Here is a 17,199-nt window from a genome sequence, read left to right on the forward strand (position 1 = left end):
AATCGTTATGAACCTAACATGAAGTTTAGTCGCATCAATACTACATCCATCACACAGCCCCGCCATATCATAAGGATAGGTTTGGTGACTATAGTGAGTTTGATTGTGCTCTTTTCCACTTTTCTGATACTGGATAGGCTATTTCCTTTTCCGGTAGATGTGGATTATTCAACGCTTGTACTGGATGATCAGGGAAAGATTTTGAATGCTTATTTATCGGAGGATGACAAGTGGAGATTGTATTTGGAGTCAGAGGAGATCACTCCAGATCTGGAGAAAGCCATTCTCTTCAAGGAGGATCAATATTTTTTCTCTCACCCGGGAGTGAATCCTGTTTCCATCATCCGTGCACTTTTTCAAAATATCATGAGTGGCAAGCGTAAGTCAGGTGCATCTACCATTACCATGCAACTTGCCAGACTCTTAAATCCAAAGGAGCGTACATACGGCAACAAAGTGGTTGAAATGTTCAATGCACTACAACTTGAATTTCATTATGAAAAAGATGAAATCTTGCGTTTATATCTGAATTTACTTCCTTACGGGGGAAACATTGAAGGGGTAAAGTCTGCCTCACATATTTACTTTGGAAAGGATCCCAAGCTGCTCAGTCTTTCAGAAATTGCCGGAATAGTTGCAATACCCAATCGTCCCAGTTCGCTATCTATCAATAAAGATCACAAACCAATCAATCAAGCTAAAAATGAGTGGCTCCTAAGATTTCGGAGTGGGAAAGCATTTCAGGATCATATCATTGAGATTGCCTTATCTGAAGATTTGGAGCCGAAAAGAAGAAATCTACCGAACCATGCACCTCATCTTTCACAGCGACTAAAAATCCAGAAGAATGATAAGATTATCAAGTCATTCATTGCCTTGGAAAAGCAAAAGCAAATTGAGGAGCTGACCCGTTCACACATTGATCGCCTTCGGTATTTAAATGTCACGAATGCGTCGGTGCTCGTAGTTGAAAATACCACAGGAAGAGTGGTGAATTATGTTGGTTCTGCTGATTTCTACAGTACAATGGACGCAGGACAGGTAGATGGCATCAAGGCGATTCGGTCACCGGGGAGCACCCTGAAGCCATTATTATATGCGTTGCATTACGATCAGGGCTCGCTTTCTCCAAAGACTCGACTTGCAGATGTTCGTATGAATTTTGGAGGCTATGAGCCCGAAAATTATGATAATGCTTTTCATGGATGGGTCTCATCTGAAGAAGCACTAAAGCAATCCTTAAATGTTCCAGCCGTGAAGTTGCTCAATGATTACGGAATTCCTGATTTCATTCAGTTTCTTATTCGGTCAGACTTTGAATCAATAGAGCGCTCAAAGGATCGTCTGGGTCTTTCAATGATATTAGGTGGTTGCGGCACTACACTCGAGGAGCTGACTGGTCTGTATGCTGCTTTTGCAAATGGAGGAAGGTTTATTGATCTGAAGTTGTCAGAAGGAGTTAAGGACAGCATTTCAACCGAGAACCTAGTTCTCTCGGAGCAGGCTACTTATATTTTAACTGAGATTCTGACCGAAGTAACCCGTCCCGATCTGCCTGATAGTTGGAAGGATAATCCCAACCGCCCGAAAATCGCCTGGAAGACCGGAACATCGTTTGGTCGAAGAGATGCTTGGAGCATTGGCTATAATAAGGAGTACACAGTAGGTGTTTGGGCAGGAAATTTCTCAGGAGAAGGCGCTCCCGAACTTTCCGGTGTGGGTGTGGCTGCTCCGCTTTTATTTGATGTATTTAATGTAATTTCAGATGCCTTCAGCAATGATTGGTATTCCCGGCCGAATGGGGTGAATCGTATTTGGGTGTGTGACGAAACCGGACTATTGCCCAATTCCTTTTGTGAAAATCAGGTGGTGGATCAGGTCGTCAAGGGAGCGACAATTCCACAGCTGTGCCAGCACATGAAGCCGGTTTTGATTGCCCCGGACTCTTCTGAAAGTTACTGTACCACGTGTATTAAAGATATTGATAAACATGTGGAGGCGTTTTATCCAAGCTATACCGCTGAGATGCTGGATTACTTCCAGTCTGAGAAAATTACATATATCAAGGAGCCGGGTCATTATCAATTTTGTGAACGTGTATATCCGGATCAGGGATTACAGATTGTTTCGCCAGTTGACAAGCTCGAATACTTTGTGGATACGAATGACGATAAACAAATCAGACTACAAGCACAAGCTCCTTCCAACGCTACGAAGTTTTACTGGTATGTGAATGATGTGTTTTACAAATCGGCAACTCGGAATGAGGAGTTATATTTCACACCTCCGGATGGCAAAGTTAAAATTTCATGCAGCGATGATCGGGGGAGGAATAAGGATATTGTTATTTCTGTAAAGAAGGTGAGTTTCTAAAACAAAAAAATCCACTCTGAAAAGAGTGGATTCTAACCAACCTAAAATATTTAACCTAATATTATGATGAGATTGGCTATTCGTTGATATTAATTGTCCAGATAATGTCGATATCTGTTTCACCATCACCGGAAGTAGAGGTAGCTGATTTTATGTCTGGTTGATGCTTTAAGACCAAACGAAATTGTCCTTCAGCGGAATTAGAGGAAGTTGTCCAGAATGTGAAGACCCCAATGGGATTTCCATTTTTGTCCTCATCTCCATAATTAACGTCATCTGCTCTATTATCGTAATTTCCGTTCCCTGATGGGTTTGAGAATAATCCGTTTGTAAATTCAAAGAAGAACATATGCTCTTCGGCTTCCTCCTTTACCTCTTCAGTAATATTTTCGTTTGAAGTGGTATTCTCTAAAATTATCTCTAATTCATATAGAGCACCTGCTTTTAGAACAATCTCATCCAATTCAAATGGATCAGTTCCTTCACCATCTGGGTCAATACCTTCGAACTTCAACGGGGCTTCAATAATATCGGTTCGAGTAAAAATGAGACTAACTTTATCAATGACCTCTTCCTCGTTTTCCTCCGGTGGGACATCATCGTCGCTACAGCTGATAGATACCATGCTTAGGGAAATTAATCCTATTAGAAAGTGATTTTTTAATGCGTTCATTTGATTTTTTTGTTTTTGCAATACTATTGCAAGTATAATAAGATATTTTTTAAATGCAACAATGTTGTAAGAACTAGAAAGTGTAACTCGCCAAGAGTCCAACATTGACACCAAGATCATCCGCAAAATATCGCAGGTTGTCTGTATATCTTCGATAGCTGGCGTTTAACAAATTCTCTGCTTTCAGCTTAATGCTAAGGCTATTTTTTTGGTAGTTGATGGATGCATTCATTAAGAAAAAGGCCTCTGGGGAGTCCATGAAATCAAATGTACCGGATCGATCGAATGGAAGTTCACCTTCTTGAGCAATCACATCAGGTTCAATTACATCAGGCGTGAGTGTTTGTCTTGCTTCAAACTCCGGGTTTAACGCCATAGCGAAAAGGCCAATCTTTTTCTCAAGCGTTAGCATGATATTGAGAGGAGGGATGCCGACGAATCGCTGATTGTTTTTGGTGTCTTTCGCATATACATAAGACGCCTTCAGTTCTGAGGTAAATGAATCACTCCATTGCCTAGTTACATCCAAATCAATACCTGAGTAAAGCGCATCTGTTTGATCATGGATGAAGTAGGGGAAAGCTCCTCTCACCGTCTCTGTGATTCCATAGGGTCTGAGGAAAAAGTAATTACGAATCCAGTTTAAATATGGGGTTACTTCGAAACCTAGCCCGTTTTTAGTATAGCTAAACGTGGTGATCCATTTTAAGCCTTTTTCGCTTTTGACTTCTTTGGCCTGATCTGTCAGCACAATATTGGTGGAAATGCTATCATTTTCAGGATATAACTGATACCTCCATAGCCCAAATTCAAATACGGATTGGTGCTTACCGAAGCTATATAGCTCGTTGATGTTTGGCGCTCGCCAGGCTGTTCCGATATTAGATCTAAGTGTTAGGTGCTCCAGCTCCTTTACGAAACCAAGCGTAAAAGTGAAATTCTGGTAGTTTAGATTATCCCTGTAGATATCATTGTCAGAATCGCGTCCTCTTACGTTGAGGTTCATCAGATCGAAGCGTATGCCTGCCTCATAGGTTGTGTTATCGGAAGTGTAGGATTCAATGCCAAAAAATCCCAGATTGTTTGTGTTGTAATTAGGCACGAAGGGAATCGTGTTGGTGCCCGGTAGATTATCGTTGTTCTGGTTGAAAAATTGAATGCCCAGCGTTCCAGCCCATGCGCCGGTACTTGGGTGGTCCCAATCCAGATCTATGGTATGAGTTATGAGTCGTAAGTCAATGGCGGGACGTTCATTGTTTGTGCCTCTTCTGACATCAAACTCACTTCTCAGGTTTCGCTGGAAAGCGTATTGAAAATCAAACTGCTGCTCACCGAGGAATAGGGAGGTCTCGAGTTTCAGGAGATCATGAACTGTTTCCTGTTTGGGATTATTAATGTCGTACGAAAATGGTTTGGTGTTAGATGGTACTTCTGCACCAATCGCCTCAGCAAGCCCCTCTAAATTATCACTGACCGACCCTCTTAATATGCCAAGCGTTTGTTCAAAGTGACTTAAATAGACATTGATATCAAGAATGGGAAAATGAAATCGTCCTCCGGCTGTTGCACCAAATTCTTCCTTTCCGGTATTAGTTAATTGATAATCTGCTGCTTTTAGATCGCCCTGCCTTGTTCCTGAGATGGAAGCGTTCCAGGCAGCTCGTTCATATCCTTCATTGATGCTCAATTCACCACTTACCGATCGGCCATTGGTTTGAAATCCGCCGTTTAGTTCACCATTTAGTTTAGTAGAAAAGCTAGGTTGCGGGCCATTAAAAAGGATAACTCCGCCCAGTGCGTCTGCTCCATACCTGACCGTTGAAGCTCCTTTTATGAGTTCTATTTGATCAATTTGTGAAGCATCTATTTCAACACCATGCTCTGCGCCCCAGGCCTGATAGGAGTGGCGAACTCCATTGTTAATGAGCAAAACGCGATTGGAATGAAGGCCATGCACAATAGGCTTGATGATGTTTTGACCGGTTTTAAGTGTGCTGACCCCTGAACTTTGAGCAAACAGATCACCGGCATTTACGCCAATAGCTTCAAGCGATTCAACTTTTATATCAATGGGCTCAATCGTTTTTAAAGCATGTGCATTGAGTTCTTCTTCTACTACCACACTTTCAAGGAGTGTTTCGTCTGAGGCCATATATATTACAGGTGATGAATGGTGGAAATCGTGGTGATGTACTACTGTTTTGTATCCTACGAATCGTACTTCAAGATCAATTTCGTCATTGCATACTTCTGTGATTTTAAATAGGCCATTTTCATCAGATACAGCTCCGTTTTGAGTTCCCTGAATCTTCACTGTTGCGAAGGGCAAGGGTTCATTGGTGTCTATATCCAGCACCTGACCCGAAACTAATCTGTCGCATGGGGCATCCTGACCAAGAATAGGGGCTGCCAGCCAAATTGAAGCAATAAGAGAGAGTAATTTCATTTTAACCACAGGTTGCACAAATCCCATCAACAATCATGTTAACACCATCAACCTGATACCCCGCCGGTACGGTCACTTTTGGAACCACTTTTTCATCCAAACATTCAATCTGGCCACAGCTATTGCACTTAAAATGGATGTGGTTGTGTTCATGGTGATCCGGGGAACAGGTATCGTGACAAAGGCCGTAAGTAGCTGTACCGGTTTCATTGGGAATTTTGTGAAGTATGCCGGAATCAAGAAAGCTATTGAGTGTCCGATAAAGCGTCACCCGATCATATTGGGTGAATTGATTTTCAAGATCACCTTGGGAGAGCGCGCCCTTTTCATTCAAAAAGAACTGCATGACATCAAGCCGACAATCGGTGATTCGCAGCTGGTGTGATTTCAGAATGGATTTCAAATTTTCCTGAGACATTTTGCAAATATAGTTTATGCAACTCACTTGCATTTATAAGTGTGAACACTTTTCTAACTTTGAAAGTTTAATGCATAGATATGACAGAGCAGAAAAAATCCGAAAAGGAAAAAGTCAACTATTTCGACTTCACAGAAGTCCTGACTTATTTCTTCCGAAAGAAAGATCCGAATAGACCAAAGAGCTTCAATCTGAAAGCAATGCACACTATCAATAAAATATCTATTCTGATGTTTTTAGGAGCTGTGATTGTAATGATTGTAAGAGCGATATCCAGAGCGTAAATTAGCTGCATGAAAAAATTACTTGCCTTCCTTTTTGTGCTGGGTACAGGTGTATCAATGGCGCAGGATTCTGATCCGATAGTTACTGATAGACCGACTCAATCAGCAGCTACAAGCGTAGTACCTAAAGGAAATTTTATTCTTGAATATGGTTTCCTTAGAGAAACATTGGTTGATGATGTTTTCAATAACACATATGCCAATTTCCACTTGAGATATGGAGTTATTGACGGTGTTGAAATTCGGGTGACTCAAAATTACGTGGGGTTCAAGAATAATATAGATGATACATCAGAATCCGGATTGAGTCCACTGACCCTTGGTACGAAGGTGTATTTGCTGGAGGAAAATGGAGCGGTTCCGGAAATCAGTGTGATTGGTCAGGTAACTCTGGCTAACGGAGACAATGCTTTTAAGCCATCCAGAGTGGTCCCCGAAATTAGATTGAATTTTGCTAATACACTTTCTGATAAATTGTCACTAGGATACAATTTCGGGATGAACTTCCCGGAAGATTTAACCACATCCTTTTACACTGCGGTTTTGGGGTACGCCATTGCAGATGGTTGGACACTCTTTGCTGAACCTTATGGATTCTTTTATGATGGAAATGCCGATCATAGATTCAATACGGGTATCATCTTCCTGGCCAAAAACAGACTTCAATTTGATGTTTCTGCCGGTTGGGGATTATCGAATATCTCGCCTGACTCGTTCGTTGGGTTTGGTGCTGCATTTGGGTTTTAGAAATAGCTGGAAATACCAAACTGTATTCCTCTAATTTTAGCGGGTGGATTTCCCAGGATATCCTGCTGCTGCATCATGCGATAGTTCAGACGTATGACAGTCTGAGCTGTTGGTCTGAAACTAATTGCCGGAACAATGGCCCAAATATCGTCTGAAATATTACCTCCAGTTTCTCTAAAGGTACCCACATTCCAATCCACATATTCTAACCTACAGGCAACATTCAAGGTTGCTCTATCGAAATCAAGAATATTACCCTTTAGGATTGGTTGTACAATATCAATGAATCCGCCTTTTTGCCTGTTTCCAAATTGTTGAGTAAATGTTTCCGGCACATCAATACTGATCCAGGCAAACTCACCAACCAGGTAGGTGTCTGTCCAGGGAAGTGTAGAGTTGAAGTCAATTGCATAGACATCCAATCGTCTTTTATCGTCTAGTTGAAGACCATCATCCTGATACGTGTTGTAGATTCCACCCATATAGGATAGTCCTATTTCCCCGAAATTATTGTTTCGCAAAGCTACTTTACCAGTGAGAAGAGGCTCCCCGTTACTACTTTCTTCAAAGCGCTCTTTGTTCGCTTTTGAGGCAGGCAGGAAGGTTCGGTTTTCACCATTGTTGATAATGGCATCATTGAACCCGTTGGTTAAATAGGCTTCATATCCATAGGCCCAATCACCGCTATAGTTTTTACCATATAGTCCAAACCCGACATTACTCCAGGTAGCAGGAAGCATCTCTGTAGCCGAGATTGGCCGATCGACAAATTCCCATTTCGGGCCATCATGATTTTGATTAAACGCACCGATTGGGTTCATAACCACACCGCCTCTCAGGTTGAAGAGTGGATGAAAGTTAAAGTCCAACGCAGCAAACTCAATCGCGATTTCTTCTCCACCTTCTTCAAGCTCTATCTCTGACAAAAACTTGATTTTTGAATGAATGGATGAAGCAATAAAAATGGTCATTCGAGGCACTCGAAATGAATGTCCATCCGTGATCCCATCTTCACCAATGTATTGATAATCCGCTTCTATATATCCTCCCACTGAAACCGGCAACTTTCCAACCTGAAGAAATGGTCGGTTATATACCGCATCCATATTCATTGCCCCTTGAATGGTGGTATCCTGAGGAGTTCTCTTTAGTAAAGTGCTATCTACCTGAGCTGATGCGGAGAATACCATCAGAAGAAATATCCCATTAAGGGACGGTCCGACGAATCGGTTAAAGGGGTGTTTTATGTTTTTAATGATTGACTTCACGATAAATCTATTTTGATCACGTTATTTTCTACAATTACCGGAAACGAACGGAGGTCTTTGTCTGCCGGTCCATTTTGTACAGTTCCATTATTAGTGAATTCACTCCCATGCGCCGGACATTGCAAACGATCTCCGAAGACCTGCAATTCTGTTCCCTGATGCGTACATCTCATGTATAATGCCTTATAGTTGAATTCATCCATCCTGAACACACTGATAGGATATTGTAGCTGTTCGTTTTCCACAATGATGTATTTTCTGAATCCGCCATCGTTTTCAAAAGATTGTGAGTCAAGCTCCAGAAATGATCCATTGATGGAGGCTTTAATTCTAGTGGTAGCTGCACAGCTGGAAAGTATTAGGCTACCGGCCATTACACCTAAGCAACCCATTCCACACGTTTTTATGAACTCTATCCGTTTCATAAATCAATTTTAATTTAATGAAATAAATGGAAGGTGACTTACACTATACAAGTTCTCCTTGCAGGAGGGCTGGAATGAAAATTTGGCGAGCCATGCGTTGGGTATTGCGGAGAAGCTTTCAAATTTTCTTGATTTTTTTGTCCCTTTTTTTATCAAGAAAAAAAGGGAAGAGAGAAATTTTTTAATGGTACTGTGATTAGTATTCATTTAGTTTTTTTTAGAGTGCTTCTAAAAAAGCAATCAAATCGCTTTTATCAGCCTGAGATAACTCTACAAACTGATCTCGACTGTTTTGAGCTTCCCCACCATGAAGTAGGATAGCCTCTTCAATGCTTTTGGCTCTGCCATCATGCATAAGGAAGAATTCACCACCCTGAGAATCAGGCGACAATCCAAGTCCCCAAAGTGGAGGCGTTCGCCACTCAAATGTTTCTGCAGAACCTTCTGTTACACCGTCATCCAGGGCTGCACCCATATCATGCAATAAGAGATCCGTGTATGGATAAAATGTTTTGTTGGATAGTGCGGAAACTTCATTGTTTGGAGTAGTAAACTCTGGGATATGGCATGAACTACATTCAATCGTTGAAAAAAGAGCTTTACCTGCAATCACAGAAGGATCATCTTCATTTCTGGGAATAGGAGCTTTCAATGTTTGCAGGTAAAACACCACATCCCGCACTGTTTGGTCAGAAACTTCAGGGTCTGTGCTTAGTCCTGAATAGGTATCGATGGGTTCGAATGTGGAGGTGACGCCCATGTCCTGATTGTATGCTGATACTGTTTGTTGAAGCAGGTCAATCGCAGCTGCCTTTTTTCCAAAGCGTCCAATATAACGTCCTGCATTTGGTTGATGGTCCAGGCGAGGAATGAAGTAAGAGGGTGGGGTGATGTAATTCGGCACACCTGAAATGCCGTCACCATCCAGATCATTTGGATCAGCATTCGCAAGAATCTGTCCATCAGTAAGTGCAGCTAAAAAACCTAATCCGGTTACAGCCGGTGGAGTAAAACCCATGGAAGCCATTCCTTCCGGGATTTTTTCCGGTTCATATCCCGGAATTGCCCGGTTTTGAAGTTGTGGACCTCCAACAGATAAATCGGGAAGAGTATTAGGCAAGGACTGCCCAAAACGAGTAAGTGTGGTAAACGGATGTCCTTTCCCATCCCCGGGATGACAACTCCCACAGGAGGTTGCCACAAACAAAGGACCTAATCCATTTTCAGCGGAAAACACCTCATCATTGAAAGCGATATCGCCAGCGAGGAATTGACCTTGCTCAGCTGTATTCAAGCCTTCAACTGGACCATCCAGGAGTTCATTTTCAGCAGGAGCTGGTGGTATGATGGATTCACATCCAATTAGAAAAAGAAAAGAGAGTAATAAAGTGATGTATTCAAGTTTCATTCGTGTTATATCATTACGATCACACAAAACTATAAATTAGTTTAAACAAAACAAAAAGTTAGATTAGTCTAAAAAAATAATTGATTTTGATTTTAACTTTATCTTGGTGAAATGAACATCGAAGAATATCGAGATTACTGCCTGGCTAAACCGGGAACCACAGAACATACACCATTTGGTCCGGATACTTTGGTGTTTAAAGTGATGGGAAAGATGTATGCCCTCACTGGTCTTGATTCATTTGAGTTTATCAATCTAAAATGTGATCCTGAATATGCTGTTGAGCTGAGGGAAAAGTATGATGGTTCCATCCGGCCAGGCTATCACATGAATAAAAAGCAATGGAATTCGGTTTACACCAATGGTGAAGTTTCAGATGTTTTAATTAAACAATTGATTGATGATAGCTATAATCTGATAGTTGATAAGTTACCTAAGAAGCTAAAAGAGGAATTAAAAGAATTGAATAATGAGCATTGAAATACAACATGAAGAAACCGAATCAAAAGGTTCATACTTTGTAGAAGTGGAAGGGAAGAAAGTAGGAGAGATGACATACTCCAAAGCAGGAACCGATCGAATTATTATAGATCACACAGAAATCGACGATTCCATGAGGGGCGCAGGACTTGGCAAGAAGATGGTGGAAAGAGCCGTTGCTGACACCAGAAAAAAGAAAATCAGCATTGTTCCTTTATGCCCGTTTGCACGATCTGTTTTTGATAAAAATGAAGAACTGAGGGACGTGCTTTAACAAAGTACAGGAATATGAAAAATGAACATGTGTCAGCGCATTTTGTTTGATAATTACTGGTACCCGAGAAAGGTTTTTCTTCAAGCTTTAAAACTACCCCAACCCTAAAGGGAGAATTATTAGAAGTGCCCTTTAGGGAATTAATGGGCGGTTTTTAGTATTTACCTCGATCTTTAAAAAATCTTTCTCGGATACTTTAAATGTATTTTTATTGTATTCAAATTTTAGTCGGATATCATTAATTGATAATTAGTCTAATTTTCAATAAACAAAAGCGAATGACTCACTCCATCGAATCCCCTATTCTGGCAAGCAACCCGAAGCTATACTCTTTCTTCCCTTTGTTTTACATGGCCTGGGCAGATGCTGTGCTTTTGCCTTCCGAGATATCAGCCATTGAATCTTATATTGGAAAACAGTCATGGCTTTCAAAAGAGGAAAGTGACTTTCTGAGGTCTTTCCTTAATCCCAAGAATCCTCCATCACCTCAGGAGCTTAAAAGCTGGAAACGAAAAATCAACGAAACTTCGGTAGAAGCGGATGATAAGCTTGCAGCAATTGGAGAAAAACTATCCGCACTGAAAGGTTCTGATCTGGACGAAAATCTAAAAAGTTCATTGAAGGAGATTGAAGCAATGATGGGAATTGTTTCAGATGAATCTGCTTTCAATTTAAGAGCCAAAGAGCGTAAAACAATCACTCAGCAACTGGAGAGCAAGCGTTCATTTGATGTTCAGAAAATGACTCAGGTACTGGATGGTGATAATAAAGCCATTATCGATAAAGTAAAAAAGGTGCTCGCTGATCCGCAGTTCAACTACTTGGATACGGATAACCTTTCGGAGTATCGTGAGCAGGTTTTTAAATGGTGCCAGCTATTGGCAGACCAGGGATTTGGTTCAATGGCTTTTCCCAAAGAGTTTGGTGGTGAAGGTGACATGAAGAAGTATTTCGCCATCATGGAAACGCTTTCATATCATGATTTAAGTACGGTCATCAAATTTGGTGTTCAATTTGGTTTATGGGGTATGAGTGTTTTCTTTCTGGGAACCGAAAAGCATCATAAGAAATACATCAAGGATATAGGGTCGCTTAAGCTTCCCGGATGCTTCGCGATGACTGAAACAGGTCATGGTTCTAATGTAAAAGGAGTAGAGACCACAGCCACTTATCAGCATTCCTCCAAATCATTTGTAATTCACACCCCTCATAATAGAGCTGGAAAAGAATACATCGGAAACGCAGCGGTACATGGTCAAATGGCAACCGTATTTGCGAAGCTGATCATAGATGATGTGGACTATGGGGTTAATGCTTTTATTGTTCCATTACGAAACACTGACGGAAAAACAGAAAAGGGGGTAACCATCGAAGATTGTGGTAGAAAGATGGGTTTGAATGGAGTGGACAATGGCAAGATCTGGTTTGATCAGGTGAATATTCCCTTTGAGAATATGTTAGACCGCTATGCAAGTGTAGATGCCAATGGGCAATTCCAAAGCCCAATCACGAGCGATAACAGACGATTTTTCACTATGTTAGGAACGCTGGTTGGTGGTCGCATAGGTATTCCGAGATCGGGATTGAGTGCAACAAAATCAGGATTGACGATTGCCATTCGTCATGGAGATAAGCGAAAGCAATTTGGTCCGGAAAGTGGCAGTGAAGTTCCAATACTTAATTACCGGACGCACCAGCGAAGGTTGATGCCTTTGCTATCCAATGCGTATGCTTCACATTTTGCATTGCAGTATGTTACAGAGCGGTTTCTAAATCGAAAAGAGGAGGAGATGCAGGAGATTGAAGCCATGGCTGCAGGACTCAAAGCCTGGTCTACCTGGAACACGACACACACTTTACAGGAGTGTAGGGAAGCATGTGGAGGTAAAGGATACTTATCTGAAAATCGAATTGATCGATTGAAAAATGATACAGATGTGTACACCACCTTCGAAGGCGATAATACTGTTCTTATGCAATTGGTGGCTAAAGGAAGACTGTCAGAGTTCAAAAAGGAATTTAGTGACATCAACTTCTTCGGAATGATGAATTATGTTGCTGAAAAGGCTAAAATCGGATTTACTGAAATGAATCCGCTGATCATTCGAAATACAGATGAAGCTCACCTCCTGGATGCGGAGTTTCACCTCAGCGCATTTCGGTACCGGGAAAAAGACATCCTTACCTCTGCTGCAAAACGATTCAAAAAGCATCTGGATGCCGGAATGGATTCCTTCGATGCTTTCAATCAAACCCAATACCACATGGTAAATGTGGGTCATGCGTATGTGGAGCGGCTGATCTTGGAACAATTTTTAGAAGGTATTTCTAAGGTTGAAGATCAGCAATGCAAAGATGCATTGACCAAACTATGTCAGCTTTTTGCCTTATCCCAGATTGAAAAGAATAAGGGCTGGTATCTGGAGCATGATTACATGACAGGTTCGAAAACAAAAGCCATACGAAAAATGGTAAATCAATTGTGTTGGGAAGTACGACAGGATGCTGTGGCATTAGTGGATGCTTTCAATATTCCTGATAATTGTTTGAGTGCGCTAATTGCAGTGACTAAATGATTCTTTGAAAATAATTACATTGCATAAAATCCCTAATCATGCGTTTATCGATCATTTTATGCATACTTATTTTCTGCTCTTGTGCAACTCAAAAAACAGACACAATGAATGAAGATGGATTCATCCACCTTGCTTTGGGAGATTCATATACGATAGGCGAGGCTGTCGACGTTGATGAACGTTGGCCTGTTCAGCTGGCAAACAGATTGAGAGCGGACTCTATCAAGATTGATCCGGTCATTGTTGCGACTACAGGCTGGACAACAGATGAATTGCAAGCCGGAATTGTGAAAGCGGATGTGGAAGGCACTTATGATTTTGTTTCGCTGCTCATTGGAGTCAACAATCAGTATAGAGGCTATCCGGTAGAACAATATGAGAAAGAATTCAAATCACTCCTTGACCAGGCGATCGAGTTTGCCGGAGGAAACCCTTATAATGTGATGGTTGTATCTATTCCGGATTATGGTGTAACTCCATTTGCAAAAAAGAAAATGTTGCTTGAAGAGAAAATAGCTAAAGAATTGGATAACTATAATGCAATAGCCGAGAAGATTTCAAAACTACGAGATGTGAAATTCATTGACATAACCCCGGGATCCAGAAAAGCCAAAAATGATCCCTCATTAATAGCCTCTGATGGACTACATCCATCCGGTAAAATGTATGAAATGTGGGTTGATCAAATGTATGATCATGTGTTTAACAATCTTTCGTCCAGATAAATCTACTAAAAGTTCAATTTCGTCGTTGATTTATAGGTATATGAGAAAATACACCTATTTTTGATCCAAATCACTGCTTGTCACAACCATCTCTATGAAGAGGCTGTTCGTCCTTTTGTGTTATGCTTCCCTTATCTCGTGCCAGGATAAAGTGATATGCCCTGCCTTTCAAAGTACTTACATTTTAGACGATTCAACCCGGAATGCCTATTTCTCCTACGTATGGCAATTGGATGAAAATACTCGTACACAGTTTTTAGCGCAGCAAAGTGGGACTGATGCTAATGATTCTTTAGGAGTGGTCGCCCAGCCCAAAACGGATTATTATGCCTATGCCGGTGAAAAAGTAGTACCCTGGAGAGTGCAAAAGCGAACAAAATATGGAATAATCAAACAACCGATTTATCCGGTTAAAAACTACCAAATGAGGACAGCTCCGATGGAGAATGTGCTAGCTCCTGATCCTGTTACCAATAATTTTGTTGCTTCTGATTTCAGTGATTCCCTGGGAGTAGATTCGATATCCATTGCGATGGATTCTCTTTCAACAGATTCTGTGACGGCTCAGCCAGTGGCTGCTTTAAAGGAAAAACCAAAAACCAAGTATTTATATGGTTATGATCCAAAAGATAACTTCAATGTGGAGCAGGATTATTACAATAAATATTTTGGGGAGAAACTGATTGACAATCGTCCGGAACCTCCACCAGCACCACTGGATACGCTGGGCAATGTAATGCCTGACTCTGTGCAGACTAAAGAACCGTTCTTTAAAGGGCTTTTCAAAAAGAAGAATAAGCAGGAAAGTGATATTGCTCCGGAAGAACAACCGGAAACTCCTTTGGAAGAGTCCACTGGCGAGGCAACAGAAGAGGAAGAAGGAGGCAATGATTGATACACCATTGGTATCAGTCGTACTTCCATTTTACAATGCTCCATTCTTAAAAGAGGCTATTGAAAGTATCCTCAAACAATCCTACCAAAACTTCGAATTAATCATTGTCAATAATGCTTCCATTGATTCATCTTCGGAAGTAGCAAGATCGTACACTAATTACGATAAGGTTATACTCATCAATGAAGCAGAAAGGGGAGTTGTACACGCTGTAAATACTGGAATTCGTAATGCTAAAGGCACTTACATTGCTCGCATGGATGCAGATGATATAGCTGATCCAAATCGATTGAAATACCAGGTTGAAGCTATGTTAAATGACTCTTCTCTGGATGTTGTTTCCGGACTGGTTGAATATCTTGGTTCCAGCGAAAATGAAGGCTTCATTCATTATGTAGATTGGTTAAATACCATCCGTTCCAATGAGGAATTAAATCAGAATCAGTTTGTAGAGTTTCCTTTGGCCAATCCTTCGATGATGCTTAAAAGAGAACTGTTTGAGCAATTTGGATACTATAAGGATGGAAATTTTCCAGAAGATTACGAATTCTTTCTTCGACTTCAATCTCATGATGTGAAGATGGAAAAAGTCAATAAACCTGTGTTGAAATGGAGAGATTCCGAGACAAGGCTTACCCGAACAGATGAACGCTATTCTCAGGAGGCATTTTTTAAGATTAAAGCCAAATACCTTGCCAAATGGCTGAAAATGCATAACCCTTTTCATCCGGAAATATACATATGGGGTGCAGGCCGACTATCCCGAAGAAGAAGTGATCTTTTGTTAAAGGAAGGAATCAAAGTGGTTGAATACATAGATGTAAAGGCAGGGAATCAAGTGCTTCATTATGAAAACCTCCCTGAGAAAAAAAATACTTTCATTGTTTCATATGTTAGCAACAGGGGAGCTCGTGAGGAAATCCGCTCGTTTCTTATTCAAAAAGGCTATATCGAAGGTGTTAACTTTATTTTAGCAGCTTAGTTAAACACTTTTAATTAACCGTGACACCCACTCCCCTGCCTACCACAGGCAGGCTTGCGAGCGAATTACAGGTGAGACATGCGATTCTATAATTCCCACACAGATTAAAACTCTAAAAATTTTAGTATTTAATATTTTTTACTAAATTTAACATCAAATACTATGGCATGTTAGCAAAAGATTTGATATTGGATGATTATTACAAGTTAAAGATTTCTTCTAAGAAACTTAATTCAGGTCGTTATCAGGTTAAATTTTTTGCAACAATCAGAAGAGATAAGGAGCTTTACGGGTATGTGTTAGTAGAGGCAGATGAGACACTAAAGTCAGTTATCAAGAGGATAAGGAGAAGGCTGAAAGAGCTGGATAGTAGTGTGGAGTATCATCACTTTCATTTATATAATATTGGGCAGGAAACCCAACCTTCCAACGTAATCATCTTTGAATAATGGCACGAATACCGAATAACATCAAGTACCTGAGAAAGAAGAAAGGCTTTACACAAGAAACCTTTGCACAAGCCTTGGGCATCAACCGACCTTCCGTCGGCGCTTATGAAGAAGGAAGAGCAGATCCTCGTCTTACCACACTATCAAAGATGGCGGACCTTTTTGAGGTTTCTGTTGATGAGTTGATCAATGAAGATCTGACGAAAGAAAATCGAGTGCCGAAGCAAAATGTAAAAGTGCTGGCAGTTACAGTGGATGAGAATGCAGACGAAGAATACATCCAACTTGTACCAACTAAAGCTGCTGCCGGTTATACTAACGGTTATGCTGATCCTGAATACCTAACAGATTTACCAAGGTTTCATCTTCCGGTTTTACCAAAAGGAGGTACCTATCGTGCATTCGAGATTGCCGGTGATTCCATGCTGCCCATAGTTTCAGGCAGCATCATTATTGGAAAGTATATCGAGCAATTAAATCACATCAGAAATGGAAGTACATACGTACTTGTTACCCAATCAGAAGGAGTAGTTTACAAAAGGGTGTTCAATTACATCGAAGAAAAAGGTAAGCTATTCCTCGTTTCAGATAATAAGTCTTTCAGTGCCTATGAATTAGATCCAAGAGAAGTAATGGAAATATGGGAAGCGAAAGCCTACATCTCTGTTGAGTTCCCTGATCCAAACACTGCCAATGATTTATCCATGGATCAATTGATGGGGATGATTGGTAATCTGAGAAATGATGTGGAACGATTAAAGAAGACAACCGACTAG

Annotated in this window: 17 protein-coding genes; 11 read left to right on the forward strand and 6 right to left on the reverse strand. The window is 40.9% G+C overall.

All coding sequences use genetic code 11. The features are described 5' to 3' along the window. Positions 1–18 precede the first annotated feature (18 nt). Entirely contained in the window at positions 19–2,373 is a 2,355-nt protein-coding gene (pbpC, locus tag RIC88_RS02300) for a penicillin-binding protein 1C (RefSeq protein ID WP_350215813.1), read from the forward strand. Between the two features lie 76 nt (positions 2,374–2,449). On the opposite strand, the gene RIC88_RS02305 is transcribed toward pbpC, so the two are convergent. The 3 genes from RIC88_RS02305 to RIC88_RS02315 all read right to left on the reverse strand — a co-directional run bounded on the left by RIC88_RS02305 (position 2,450) and on the right by RIC88_RS02315 (position 5,910). After that, a complete protein-coding gene (locus tag RIC88_RS02305) occupies positions 2,450–3,046 on the reverse strand; it encodes a hypothetical protein (protein ID WP_350215814.1) in 597 nt (198 codons plus the stop codon). A gap of 73 nt (positions 3,047–3,119) precedes the next feature. Continuing rightward, positions 3,120–5,492 (reverse strand): TonB-dependent receptor, encoded by a 2,373-nt coding sequence (locus RIC88_RS02310; protein WP_350215815.1) that lies wholly within the window; start codon positions 5,490–5,492, stop codon positions 3,120–3,122. A gap of 1 nt (position 5,493) precedes the next feature. Further along, positions 5,494–5,910 carry a Fur family transcriptional regulator gene (locus RIC88_RS02315; RefSeq protein ID WP_350215816.1) on the reverse strand — a complete coding sequence of 139 codons (417 nt, stop codon included), beginning with the start codon at positions 5,908–5,910 and terminating at the stop codon, positions 5,494–5,496. Between the two features lie 80 nt (positions 5,911–5,990). On the opposite strand from RIC88_RS02315, the gene RIC88_RS02320 reads away from it, so the two are divergent. After that, on the forward strand, positions 5,991–6,194 hold the full coding sequence (locus RIC88_RS02320) for a DUF6728 family protein (protein ID WP_350215817.1): 204 nt from the start codon (positions 5,991–5,993) through the stop codon (positions 6,192–6,194). 9 nt (positions 6,195–6,203) lie between these two features. Continuing rightward, the gene (locus RIC88_RS02325; protein ID WP_350215818.1) at positions 6,204–6,941 is read left to right on the forward strand and encodes a transporter; all 738 of its coding nucleotides are present in this window, start codon (positions 6,204–6,206) and stop codon (positions 6,939–6,941) included. Here the strand turns inward: RIC88_RS02325 and RIC88_RS02330 are convergent. The 3 genes from RIC88_RS02330 to RIC88_RS02340 all read right to left on the reverse strand — a co-directional run bounded on the left by RIC88_RS02330 (position 6,938) and on the right by RIC88_RS02340 (position 10,042). Then, positions 6,938–8,209: a hypothetical protein gene (locus RIC88_RS02330; protein WP_350215819.1), complete on the reverse strand. Its 1,272-nt coding sequence runs from the start codon at positions 8,207–8,209 to the stop codon at positions 6,938–6,940. The two genes, RIC88_RS02325 and RIC88_RS02330, sit on opposite strands and share 4 nt — an antisense overlap. Next, positions 8,206–8,634, reverse strand: a complete 429-nt coding sequence (locus RIC88_RS02335; RefSeq protein WP_350215820.1) for a Rieske (2Fe-2S) protein — start codon at positions 8,632–8,634, stop codon at positions 8,206–8,208. Before RIC88_RS02335 ends, RIC88_RS02330 begins: the two co-directional genes overlap by 4 nt. 217 nt (positions 8,635–8,851) lie before the next feature. Next, entirely contained in the window at positions 8,852–10,042 is a 1,191-nt protein-coding gene (locus RIC88_RS02340; protein ID WP_350215821.1) for a di-heme oxidoredictase family protein, read from the reverse strand. Positions 10,043–10,153: 111 nt separating this feature from the next. On the opposite strand from RIC88_RS02340, the gene RIC88_RS02345 reads away from it, so the two are divergent. The 8 genes from RIC88_RS02345 (at position 10,154) to RIC88_RS02380 (ending at position 17,199) form a co-directional block, all read left to right on the forward strand. Then, a complete protein-coding gene (locus RIC88_RS02345; RefSeq protein ID WP_350215822.1) occupies positions 10,154–10,522 on the forward strand; it encodes an MmcQ/YjbR family DNA-binding protein in 369 nt (122 codons plus the stop codon). Next, entirely contained in the window at positions 10,512–10,796 is a 285-nt protein-coding gene (locus RIC88_RS02350; protein ID WP_350215823.1) for a GNAT family N-acetyltransferase, read from the forward strand. The genes RIC88_RS02345 and RIC88_RS02350 overlap by 11 nt, the downstream gene beginning before the upstream one ends. Before the next feature lie 278 nt (positions 10,797–11,074). Further along, positions 11,075–13,372: an acyl-CoA dehydrogenase family protein gene (locus tag RIC88_RS02355; protein ID WP_350215824.1), complete on the forward strand. Its 2,298-nt coding sequence runs from the start codon at positions 11,075–11,077 to the stop codon at positions 13,370–13,372. A 104-nt stretch (positions 13,373–13,476) separates the two neighbouring features. Continuing rightward, on the forward strand, positions 13,477–14,097 hold the full coding sequence (locus tag RIC88_RS02360) for an SGNH/GDSL hydrolase family protein (RefSeq protein WP_350215825.1): 621 nt from the start codon (positions 13,477–13,479) through the stop codon (positions 14,095–14,097). Between the two features lie 94 nt (positions 14,098–14,191). Beyond that, entirely contained in the window at positions 14,192–14,992 is an 801-nt protein-coding gene (locus RIC88_RS02365) for a hypothetical protein (protein ID WP_350215826.1), read from the forward strand. Then, the gene (locus RIC88_RS02370; RefSeq protein ID WP_350215827.1) at positions 14,985–15,974 is read left to right on the forward strand and encodes a glycosyltransferase family 2 protein; all 990 of its coding nucleotides are present in this window, start codon (positions 14,985–14,987) and stop codon (positions 15,972–15,974) included. Before RIC88_RS02365 ends, RIC88_RS02370 begins: the two co-directional genes overlap by 8 nt. A gap of 167 nt (positions 15,975–16,141) precedes the next feature. Next, positions 16,142–16,423, forward strand: a complete 282-nt coding sequence (locus RIC88_RS02375) for a hypothetical protein (protein ID WP_350215828.1) — start codon at positions 16,142–16,144, stop codon at positions 16,421–16,423. Beyond that, positions 16,423–17,199 carry a helix-turn-helix domain-containing protein gene (locus RIC88_RS02380; protein WP_350215829.1) on the forward strand — a complete coding sequence of 259 codons (777 nt, stop codon included), beginning with the start codon at positions 16,423–16,425 and terminating at the stop codon, positions 17,197–17,199. The genes RIC88_RS02375 and RIC88_RS02380 overlap by 1 nt, the downstream gene beginning before the upstream one ends.

It is taken from the genome of Ekhidna sp. (assembly GCF_040220215.1).
GTDB lineage: Bacteria > Bacteroidota > Bacteroidia > Cytophagales > Cyclobacteriaceae > Ekhidna.

Bases quoted from the DNA above. Each gene is read 5' to 3' on its own strand.
- RIC88_RS02340 (WP_350215821.1), bottom strand. From the start codon at position 10,042: ATGAAACTTGAATACATCACTTTATTACTCTCTTTTCTTTTTCTAATT.
- RIC88_RS02365 (WP_350215826.1), top strand. From the start codon at position 14,192: ATGAAGAGGCTGTTCGTCCTTTTGTGTTATGCTTCCCTTATCTCGTGC.
- RIC88_RS02315 (WP_350215816.1), bottom strand. From the start codon at position 5,910: ATGTCTCAGGAAAATTTGAAATCCATTCTGAAATCACACCAGCTGCGA.
- RIC88_RS02360 (WP_350215825.1), top strand. From the start codon at position 13,477: ATGAATGAAGATGGATTCATCCACCTTGCTTTGGGAGATTCATATACG.
- RIC88_RS02305 (WP_350215814.1), bottom strand. From the start codon at position 3,046: ATGAACGCATTAAAAAATCACTTTCTAATAGGATTAATTTCCCTAAGC.
- RIC88_RS02355 (WP_350215824.1), top strand. From the start codon at position 11,075: ATGACTCACTCCATCGAATCCCCTATTCTGGCAAGCAACCCGAAGCTA.
- RIC88_RS02375 (WP_350215828.1), top strand. From the start codon at position 16,142: ATGTTAGCAAAAGATTTGATATTGGATGATTATTACAAGTTAAAGATT.
- RIC88_RS02350 (WP_350215823.1), top strand. From the start codon at position 10,512: ATGAGCATTGAAATACAACATGAAGAAACCGAATCAAAAGGTTCATAC.
- RIC88_RS02370 (WP_350215827.1), top strand. From the start codon at position 14,985: ATGATTGATACACCATTGGTATCAGTCGTACTTCCATTTTACAATGCT.
- RIC88_RS02320 (WP_350215817.1), top strand. From the start codon at position 5,991: ATGACAGAGCAGAAAAAATCCGAAAAGGAAAAAGTCAACTATTTCGAC.
- RIC88_RS02345 (WP_350215822.1), top strand. From the start codon at position 10,154: ATGAACATCGAAGAATATCGAGATTACTGCCTGGCTAAACCGGGAACC.
- RIC88_RS02310 (WP_350215815.1), bottom strand. From the start codon at position 5,492: ATGAAATTACTCTCTCTTATTGCTTCAATTTGGCTGGCAGCCCCTATT.
- RIC88_RS02335 (WP_350215820.1), bottom strand. From the start codon at position 8,634: ATGAAACGGATAGAGTTCATAAAAACGTGTGGAATGGGTTGCTTAGGT.
- RIC88_RS02380 (WP_350215829.1), top strand. From the start codon at position 16,423: ATGGCACGAATACCGAATAACATCAAGTACCTGAGAAAGAAGAAAGGC.
- pbpC (WP_350215813.1), top strand. From the start codon at position 19: ATGAAGTTTAGTCGCATCAATACTACATCCATCACACAGCCCCGCCAT.
- RIC88_RS02325 (WP_350215818.1), top strand. From the start codon at position 6,204: ATGAAAAAATTACTTGCCTTCCTTTTTGTGCTGGGTACAGGTGTATCA.